This is a genomic window from Acidovorax sp. HMWF018 (genome assembly GCF_003061035.1).
In the GTDB taxonomy this organism is placed as follows: domain Bacteria; phylum Pseudomonadota; class Gammaproteobacteria; order Burkholderiales; family Burkholderiaceae_C; genus Acidovorax; species Acidovorax delafieldii.
On sequence record NZ_QAIM01000453.1, the window covers coordinates 1 to 9323 of the forward strand.

The 9323-nt window shown below is 66.3% G+C and carries 8 protein-coding genes; 4 read left to right on the top strand and 4 right to left on the bottom strand.

Annotated features, from left to right (window positions below):
- The first annotated feature begins 7 nt into the window (after nucleotides 1-7).
- The gene (locus DBR23_RS18855; RefSeq protein ID WP_233250570.1) at nucleotides 8-121 is read left to right on the top strand and encodes a hypothetical protein; all 114 of its coding nucleotides are present in this window, start codon (nucleotides 8-10) and stop codon (nucleotides 119-121) included.
- Nucleotides 122-139: 18 nt separating this feature from the next.
- On the opposite strand, the gene DBR23_RS18860 is transcribed toward DBR23_RS18855, so the two are convergent.
- From DBR23_RS18860 to DBR23_RS18870, 3 genes are all read right to left on the bottom strand, one after another.
- Nucleotides 140-1225, bottom strand: coding sequence for a DUF72 domain-containing protein (locus DBR23_RS18860; RefSeq protein ID WP_108499226.1), 1086 nt, complete (start codon nucleotides 1223-1225; stop codon nucleotides 140-142).
- Nucleotides 1226-1271: 46 nt separating this feature from the next.
- Entirely contained in the window at nucleotides 1272-1676 is a 405-nt protein-coding gene (locus tag DBR23_RS18865; protein WP_108499227.1) for a hypothetical protein, read from the bottom strand.
- 241 nt (nucleotides 1677-1917) lie between these two features.
- Nucleotides 1918-2211, bottom strand: a complete 294-nt coding sequence (locus DBR23_RS18870; protein ID WP_056746958.1) for a DUF4148 domain-containing protein — start codon at nucleotides 2209-2211, stop codon at nucleotides 1918-1920.
- 275 nt (nucleotides 2212-2486) lie between these two features.
- On the opposite strand from DBR23_RS18870, the gene DBR23_RS18875 reads away from it, so the two are divergent.
- From DBR23_RS18875 to DBR23_RS18885, 3 genes are all read left to right on the top strand, one after another.
- Nucleotides 2487-4856, top strand: coding sequence for a Tex family protein (locus tag DBR23_RS18875; RefSeq protein ID WP_108499228.1), 2370 nt, complete (start codon nucleotides 2487-2489; stop codon nucleotides 4854-4856).
- Nucleotides 4857-4943: 87 nt separating this feature from the next.
- Nucleotides 4944-5774, top strand: coding sequence for an HDOD domain-containing protein (locus tag DBR23_RS18880; protein WP_056063447.1), 831 nt, complete (start codon nucleotides 4944-4946; stop codon nucleotides 5772-5774).
- Nucleotides 5775-5873: 99 nt separating this feature from the next.
- A complete protein-coding gene (locus DBR23_RS18885; protein ID WP_108499229.1) occupies nucleotides 5874-7046 on the top strand; it encodes a patatin-like phospholipase family protein in 1173 nt (390 codons plus the stop codon).
- A gap of 60 nt (nucleotides 7047-7106) precedes the next feature.
- On the opposite strand, the gene DBR23_RS18890 is transcribed toward DBR23_RS18885, so the two are convergent.
- Nucleotides 7107-9323 (bottom strand): bifunctional diguanylate cyclase/phosphodiesterase (locus DBR23_RS18890; protein ID WP_233250563.1); only part of this gene is annotated, 2217 nt, incomplete at its 5' end.

The following is a 9323-nucleotide window of genomic DNA, read 5'->3' on the forward strand; positions in this document are numbered from 1 at the left end:
GGCCACCATGGCGCCACAGCGCGAGCAGCTGGCCGAAGAGCTGGTACGACGCGCGGACCGCGCGATGTACCGAGCCAAGCAAGGCGGCCGCAACCGCATCGAGCAGGCGCCGGGGCAATAAAGCGGGGTGGGTCGGGTTTTACCTGGCCGCCAGCCGAGCGAATTCTTCCGCCACGCCCCGCACCGTGAGCGGCGCACAGCCTTCGGCATGGTTGCTGATGGTCACGAAGGCGTTCTGTCCACGGCCTGTGATGCCTGCGATCACTGCGGCCAGTGCCGCCCGGGTGTCCAGGTCCGGGTGGTGCAGGCGGTCGTAGGGTTCGTACATCCGCTCGGCGTCTTCATAGCCGTACGGGCCGTGCACAGGGTTCAGGTTCCAGCGGCACACCAGCGGGCCGGGCCACAGCGCACGCAGCAAGGGCAGTTGGTCGTGGAGCGGCGGCATCTTGGCATGCAGCCCCAGGCAATAGGTGGCGCCCGCTTCACGCAGCACGGCCGCAAAGTCGGGCGTCAGCCACTCGGGGTCGCGCACCTCCACGGCAATCACCCCATCGGGCGCCAGTGGTGCCAGCGGGGGCAGGGCCAGCAGCATGGCACGCAGGCGATCCAGCAAGGCGGGCATGCGATCGAGCTGCGCCAGCGGCAGGGGGCTGAGCTGGAATACCAGCGCGCCCAGCTTGTGGCCCAGGCCCTGGAGCGCCGGCTCCACACATTCGCTGCGGGCCAGCTCGGGGCTGAGGAACGCCGGGTTGGGCTGGCGGCCGCGTCCGTCTTCGCTGCGCACCAGTGCATCCGTCACCACGCTGGGCGCCTTGACCACAAACCGGAAGTCGTCGGGAACTTGCGACGCATAGCGCTCGTATTGGCTCACCGTGAGCGGCCGGTAGAAGCTGCGGTCGATGCTCACCGTGCGCATCAGCGGGTGCTGGGCGTACACGGCCAGCCCCTGTTTGGACAGCTGCGTGTCGGAATGCTCGCCCTCCCACACCAGGCCTTTCCAGCCGGGGTAGGTCCAGCTGGATGTCCCCAGGCGAAGCTGTGGGGGCAGGGCAGCAGCCAAGGCTTCCAGAGCATCGTCCGGAACAATCGGGGCCACCGTGCCAGACCGCATACGCCGTGCCGTGGACTCAGTGCCTTGCGTGGGTGATGGTGCCGATGGCCCGTTGGCCGGCATGTCTGCCGACGGGGGCTTGGGCAGCGTGTCGCCAAAAAGATCGTCTTGCATGCGCTGCGGTGGGGCGGTTTGGTGCGGTACGGCGGGGCAGGTTGCGTTACACGCCGCCAAACAGCCCGCTCTCGTCCAGCAGGTCAAACGTGATCTGGGGGTGGGTGTCCATGCTTTTCTTGATGGCAGCCGGGATGGCCTGCCGTGTCTTGCGGCACAGGCCCGGCTGTTCGTGCACCAGGATCGCAATGCCCCGCAGGCTGCGCACCTCGTTCGGGCTTTGGGTGATGGACAGGCGGATGCCCAGTTGCTGCTCCATGCGCTCCTGCATCCTGCGCAGGTCGGCAAGACTGCCCAGGTTCTCCAGGCGCTCCAGCATCTTCTTTTCTTCGCTGCGCGTGAGCATCAGGATGCGCAGATCTCCCCCCGGTGCTTGCAGCAACGCCTCCCGGTCGCACACGCAGGTGCCAGGGGGGCATTCGGTACGGATGGGGAAAGGTGGGAGGGACATGAAGCGGCGTGCGAACAGTCCTTCATTCTATGAAGGGCTGACCGTGCCGAGCGTGTGGCCACCCGCAAGTCCATGCGGCCCAACAACAAAAAGGGCTCCCAGAGGGAGCCCTTTTTGCCTGCCCGCCCCTGCGGTTCAGTTAACACTCCCCATGGCAGCAGCACCCGCACCGCGCGAAGTGCCACTGCCATGGGAAGTCCCGCAACTGCTTTCAACCAATCTCAACAGTTGATCTGCCAAATTACATGGCGCTGAATTCGCCCGAAGGGATCTGGCCGGTGCGCACGGCTTCGGCAGCCTGTGCACGCACGGCAGCGCGGTCAGCGGTGGATTGGTAGGTCACCACACGCGAGCCTGCGGGTTCCATGTTGTGGGTCTTGGCTTCCACTACAGCTTCGGCTTGCACTTCAGCGCGGGTGCGGTTCGTGTCGAACTTCAGGGCAAATTGCGAGCCATCGGCTTCATCGGCATGGGCGCCAAAAGCGGCGAAAGCGGCAACAGCGGCGACGGAGAGGAAACGGGCGGTCTTGTTCATGATGAAAATCCTTAAAAGCTAAAAAAGCGTCTCAAAAAAGCCGGGTCAAAAACCATTCCTGAACCGGGTTCGGTGAGTCGCCTTGCGGGTTCGGCTCATCGATGGGATGAACTGTACGCCGATGGTGTTCAGAGAAAAACCACCCAGTCGCAAACTAACTGTTCCAGTATTGGGAACAATCCGTCGAGCGGTCTAAGGGCTGCCAAAACTGCCTGTGGCAAACTCGCGCGCTTCGCATTTTTGTTTGACCGAGTCTCAGAGAGTCCGCCCCACCCATGCAGCAGATCGTTCGGCAGTTGGCCGCAGAAATCAAAGTCAGTGAACAACAGGTGCGCGCAGCGGTGGAGCTGCTGGATGGCGGTGCCACGGTACCCTTCATTGCGCGCTATCGCAAGGAAGTGACGGGCGGGCTGGACGACATTCAGCTGCGCGAACTGGAGGCGCGCCTGTCCTATCTGCGCGAGCTGGAAGACCGCCGCGTGGCCGTGCTCAAGGCGATTGACGAGCAGGGCAAGCTCACCGATGCACTGCGTGCCGCCATTGCGGCCGCCCCGACCAAGCAGGAGCTGGAAGACATCTACCTGCCGTTCAAGCAAAAGCGCCGCACCAAGGGCCAGATCGCCCGCGAGTTCGGCATCGAACCGCTGGCCGACAAGCTGTTTGCCGACCCCACACTGGACCCCGCCGTCGAAGCTGCGGCGTTCACCAAGCCCCCCGAAGTGCTGGATGACGGCAAGCCCGGTGCCGATTTCTCTACCGTGCCCGCTGTGCTGGATGGTGTGCGCGACATCCTCAGCGAGCGCTGGGCCGAAGACCCGGCGCTGGTGCAGAACCTGCGTGAGTGGCTGTGGGCCGAAGGCCTGCTGCGCAGCAAGAAGGTGGACAGCAAGAACGAGAACGACCCCGAGGTCTCCAAGTTCCGCGATTACTTTGAGTACGACGAGCCCATTGGCCGCGTGCCTTCGCACCGGGCGCTGGCCGTGTTCCGGGGCCGGGGGCTGGAGATTCTCGAGGCCAAGCTGGTGCTGCCGGTGGAGCCCGAACCCGGCAAGCCCAGCATCGCCGAAGGCAAGATCGCCCTGCACCTGGGCTGGAGCCACCAGGGCCGCAAGGCCGATGACCTGATCCGCAAGTGCGTGGCCTGGACCTGGCGCGTGAAGCTCAGCCTCTCGACCGAGCGCGACCTGTTCGCCCGCCTGCGCGACGAGGCCGAGAAGGTGGCGATCAAGGTGTTTGCCGACAACTTGCGCGACCTGCTGCTGGCCGCACCGGCCGGCCCGCGCGTGGTGATGGGGCTGGACCCGGGCATCCGTACGGGCGTGAAGGTGGCCGTGGTGGATGCCACGGGCAAGCTGGTGGAGACGGCCACCGTGTATCCGCACGAGCCCAAGCGCGACTGGGACGGCTCGCTGTTCACCCTTGCCAAGCTGGTGGAAAAACACGGTGTGAACCTGATTGCGATTGGCAACGGCACGGCCAGCCGCGAGACGGACAAGCTTGCGGCTGACTTGATCAAGATGGCCGCCAAGGCCGACCGCGCCATCGAGAAGGTGGTGGTGAGCGAGGCGGGGGCTTCGGTGTATTCCGCCAGCGAATATGCGTCGCAAGAAATGCCCGATGTGGACGTGAGCCTGCGCGGTGCGGCCTCCATCGCCCGACGCCTGCAAGACCCGCTGGCCGAGCTGGTGAAGATCGACCCCAAGAGCATCGGCGTGGGCCAGTACCAGCACGACGTGAATCAGAGCGAGCTGGCCCGCACGCTGGGCACGGTGGTGGAAGACTGCGTGAACTCGGTGGGTGTAGACCTGAACACGGCCAGCGTGCCGCTGCTCAGCCGCGTGTCGGGCCTGTCGGGCAGTGTGGCCAAGGCCGTGGTGCGCTGGCGCGAGGCCAATGGTGCTTTCAAGAGCCGCAAGCAGCTCATGGACGTGGCCGGGCTCGGTGCCAAGACCTTTGAGCAGAGCGCGGGCTTCTTACGCATTCGCGGTGGTGATAACCCGCTGGACATGACGGGGGTGCACCCCGAGACCTACCCGGTGGTCGAGCAGATCATGGAAAAGACTGGCAAGCCGGTGGCCGAGATCATGGGCCGTGCCGACATGCTCAAGACTCTGAAGCCGGAGCTGTTTGCCAACGAGAAGTTTGGCGTGATCACTGTCAAGGACATCCTGGCCGAGCTGGAGAAGCCCGGCCGCGACCCGCGCCCCGACTTCAAGGTGGCGCGCTTCAACGACGGCGTGGAAGACATCAAGGACCTCAAGGAAGGCATGATCCTGGAGGGCACGGTGAGCAACGTGGCCCAGTTTGGCGCTTTCATCGACCTGGGCGTGCACCAGGACGGCTTGGTGCATGTGAGCCAGCTGGCGCACAAGTTCGTGAACGATGCGCGCGAGGTGGTCAAGACCGGCGACATCGTCAAGGTCAAGGTCATGGAGGTGGACGTGGAGCGCAAGCGCATCGGCCTGTCGATGAAGCTGGATGCCGCGCCACCGCGCCAGGGCGGCGACCGGGGCGCACCCCGTGACAACCGCTTTGAGGGCGCAGGCCGTGGCTACGCGCAACCCCAGCGCCGTGGGCCCGAGCCTGTGCAGCAGTCGGCCATGGCGTCCGCATTTGCGAAGTTGCAACAGGCTAAAGGCCGCTGACGCAGCCGGCTGTGCCGCCGGTGGTTTTTTGGCCGTGCAGGGGCCCATAATCGCCAGCACCTGAACCAACCACCGGCGCCGTACCCCATGGAGTTGAACGCACTGCTGGCCCAACCTGTGGCACTGCCCAGCCTTCCGCGCGCCGTGGCGCTGCTGATGAGCGAGCTGGCCCAGAACGAACCCAGCTTGCGGCGCCTGAACCAGCTGTTTGGCACCGATCCGGCCCTCGCGGCTCGTTTGCTGGAACTGGCCAATTCCCCCACCTTCCAGCTGCCCGGGCAGATCGCGGGCATCCCCGAGGCGCTGGCGCTGCTGGGCACCGCACAGCTGCGCACGCTGGTCACGTCGGCGCCGCTGGGCACCACGTCGCGCTCGGTGCCCGGGGTGAACATGCAGCAGTTCTGGCGCTACAGCCTCAACACGGCCAAGCTCGCGCGGTCGCTCGCTGGCATCGTCCACCACAACCAGATCGCAGCCTATACCGCCGGTTTGCTGCATGCATTGGGCGAGCTGGTGATCCATCTGGCGGACCCCGAGAAGGCCCAGTCGGTCAACACCCTGGTAGCCCCGTTTGACCTGCGCCGCGACAAGATCGAGCAACGCATCTTTGGCTACAGCTACGGCCAGGTCACGGCGGGCTGCGCGCGCCGCTGGCAACTGCCCGAGGTGGTGATTGACGCCCTGCAGCACCAGCACGCACCGTTTGACAACAAGGTCTACGAACCCCTGGCGGGCGTCATCCACCTGGCTGCCTGGCGCGCCCGCGCCCGCGAGGCGGAGCTGAACGAAAAAGAGCTGGCCGTGTCCTTCCCTGGCGAAGTGGGGCTGGCCCTGGGGCTCGACATCGACATGGTGCTGCAGCAAGACCCCATCGACTGGACCGCCCGACCGGATGCGGCGGCGGACTTCATCGTCTAGTTGCCCTGCGCCAGCGTAGCGGGGGTTGCATGGAGGGGCAGCCACCGGCCGATGTCCATGGGGGCCGTCTCACCGCAGCGGTTTGCGACAATCAGCGCCATGAAAGCACTGCGCATCCATGCTGGCCCCCGCGCCCGCCAACACCTGGAACATCAGGGCCTGCGGCCCGCTGACGTGGGCGTAATCCCGGCAGCGGCTGGCGGTCCCAAGGGACTGATCCTGGGGCCGATGGACCGGTTCATTTTTGGGGAGTGGCTGCCGCGCTCCGATCAGCCAGTGCACCTGGTGGGCGCCTCGATTGGCGCCTGGCGTATGGCCACGGCCTGCCTGCAGCAATCGGTGGCGGCTTTTGAGCGGCTGGAGCACGACTACATCCACCAGGACTACGAGCTGCCACCCGGCAAAAAGCGCCCCACGGCCGCCCATGTGAGTGAGCGGTTCGGCCAGAACCTGGAGGCCTTCTACGGCGGGCGGGTGCAGGAAGTGCTCAGCCACCCCCGCTACCGCCTGCACATCGTCACGTCCCGGGGCCGCCATGTGCTGGGGCGCGAGCATGCGCTGGGCACGCCGCTGGGGTATCTGGGGGCGTTTGTGACCAACACCGTGCACCGCAAGGCGATGGGGGCCTGGCTGGAGCGGGTGGTGTTTTCCTCATCGGGTGCGGCACTGCCTTTTGCCACGACCGACTACCGCACCCGGCAGGTGGGGCTGAACGCAGACAATTTCATGCAGGCGCTGCAGGCCAGCTGTTCGATCCCGTTTGTCTTGCAGGCCGTGCACAACATCCCGGGCGCCCCGCGGGGTGCGTACTGGGACGGCGGCATCACCGACTACCACCTGCATCTTGCCTATGGCTTGCCGAATGGTGTTGCTTCTGAATTGATAGCTGCTCAGGCAATAAGCACTAGCGCTCCCAGCGGAAAGGGCTCAAAAATTGCGGCCGAGCCGCTGCGCGCGGGTGCTGGCGGCCTCGTGCTCTACCCCCACTTCCAGCACCGCGTGGTGCCGGGCTGGCTGGACAAGGGGCTGAAGTGGCGCCACAAGGCCACGTCGGCGCTCGACAACATGGTGGTGCTGTCGCCCGACCCGGACTGGGTGCGCCGCTTGCCCAATGCCAAGCTGCCCGACCGCAACGACTTCACCCACTACGGCACGGACAGCCGTGCCCGGGCCCAGGCGTGGCTCGCGGCCACGCGTGCCAGCCAGCAGCTGGTGGACGAGTGGCGCGAGTGGCTGGAGCGGCCTGACATGGGTGCGGTGCAGCCGCTGTAGGCCGCCAGGGCGGACGCGCCTCTGGGGCTCATTGGGTCTCCTGCGCTGGCCGAAGGTTTCTCAGTTCGAGGCAGGGCGACGTGCCGCCTCTTGCACCGCCCGGGCAGCATGGCGTGCAGCGTGGTCCCGGGCCCAAGGCAGCACGTCGGCCGCAGGCATGGGCCGGGCAATGCCATAACCTTGCGCGCGCTCGCAGCCCAGCTCCAGCAGCTTGGCGCAGTGCTCGGCGGTTTCGACGCCTTCGGCCACCACATGGCGGTGGAATGCAGCCGCCAGCGCCACGATGGCTTTGACCAGGGTAAGGTCGTCGCCGTCCTCCAGGATGCCGCGCACGAAGGACTGGTCGATCTTGATCGTCTCGGCGGGCAGGCGCTTGAGGTAGGACAGGGACGAAAAGCCGGTGCCGAAGTCGTCCAGCGCAAAACGCACGCCCAGGGCCTGACAGCTTTGCATCATGCGGCGCATGTACTGCATGTCTTCGAGCGCGGCGGATTCCAGGATCTCCAGCTCCAGCCGCGAGGGAGACACCTCGGGGCAGGTGTGCAGGATGTCCTTGAGTCGCTGCACAAAGTTGGGCCGGTGAAAGTGGGGCGCTGCGATGTTGACGCTGACCTCCCATCCCATGCCCGCATCGCTCCACACCCGCATCTGCGCCAGGGCCTGGCGCAGCACCCATTCGCCCAGTTCGACCTGCAGGTCCGTGTCCTCCACCAGCGGCAGCACGTGCTGCGGGCCCAGCAGCCCCTCCTGCGGGTGTTGCCAGCGCAGCAGGGCTTCGAGCCCGATGATCTCGCCCGTGCGCAGGTTGACCTTGGGCTGGTAGTGCAGCACCAGTTCGCCCGCGTGCAGTGCGCGGGCCACCCGGGTCTGGCGGGTGTGCTGGGTCTGCACGGCGTGGTCGTGTTGCACGTCGAACACGTGCAGCTGGTTGCGCCCGAAGCTCTTGGCCTGGCACATGGCCTGGTCGGCATGGCGCAGCAGGGTGTCGGGGTTGGCGTCGTCTTGCGGAAACACGGCCACGCCAACGCTGACGGTGATGTTCACCAGGCGGTCGTCAATCGCATAGGGCGCGGCCAGTTGCTGCATCAGCACGGCCAGGCGCGCCTCGATGGCGGGCACATCGGGCTGTTCGCCCAGCAGCAGCACAAACTCGTCGCCGCCCATGCGGGCCACGGCTTCGTGGGCCGTTATGAACGCGCCCAGGCGCCGCGCCACTTCCTTGAGCAGACGGTCGCCCACGCGCTGGCCAAAGGTGTCGTTCACGGCCTGGAAGTGGTCCAGGTCCAGCATGCACACCGCCAGCAGCAGCTGCTTGTTGCGGGCCACAAACAGGGCGTGTGTGAGCTTTTCGGCCAGGGCCGCACGGTTGTACAGACCGGTGAGCGCGTCGTGGCGGGCGTGCCACGAGATCTGGTGGCGCAGGTTGCGTGTTTCGGTCACGTCGCGGAATACCAGCACGCAGCCCGCCGCGTGGCCGCTGCCTTCGCGGATGGCGGCTGCCGTGTACTCGATGGCATAGCGCTCGCCCGAGCGGTGGATCAGCACCTCGTAGGTGGCCTGCTGCAGCCCACCCGGCTGGGTATCGCGTTCGGCGGCTGCGCTGGCGGTGCGGCTGGCAGGCTCTTCGTACAGACGAAACACGTCGTCCAACTGCCGGCCCAGCGCCTGGTCGGCCGTGAACCCGGTCATGAGCTGTGCGGCCTCATTGATGGTCTCGATGCGCCCGCCCAGGTCGGTGGTGATGACCCCGTCGCCGATGGAGGCGAGGGTGACCTCGGCACGTTCCTTTTCAGCGCGCAGGGCTTCCTGGGCGCGCTTGCGCTCGGTCACGTCCACCAGCGTGCCGATGGTGCCAGCCAGTTCGCCGTTGGTGCTGGTGAAGGGCGCTTCGAAATAGGCCATGTCCAGCGGGGGCTGGTGGGGCGGGCGGATGCGGATCTCGTTGTCGTGCGCGCTGGCGATGCGGGCCGACCGTTCCGGGGCCAGTTCGGCCGGCAGGCTGGCACCTGCAGCGCCGTCAGCACCTGGCTGCGACTGGAACAGGCGCTGCCATGCGCGGTTGGCGTCCAGGTAGGTGCCGTCGGCATGGCGCACAAACACGGGCAGGGGCAGGGCATCGATCAACTGGCGGGTGAAGTGCAGTTGCTCGCTTTGCTGGCGCTGCGTTTCGTGCAAGGACAGCACCAAGGACTGCACCTTGCCCGCCATGTCGTTGAAGGTCTCGGCCATGGCACGGGATTCGAGCGTGCCGGTGACCTCCATGCGCGTGCTCAGGTA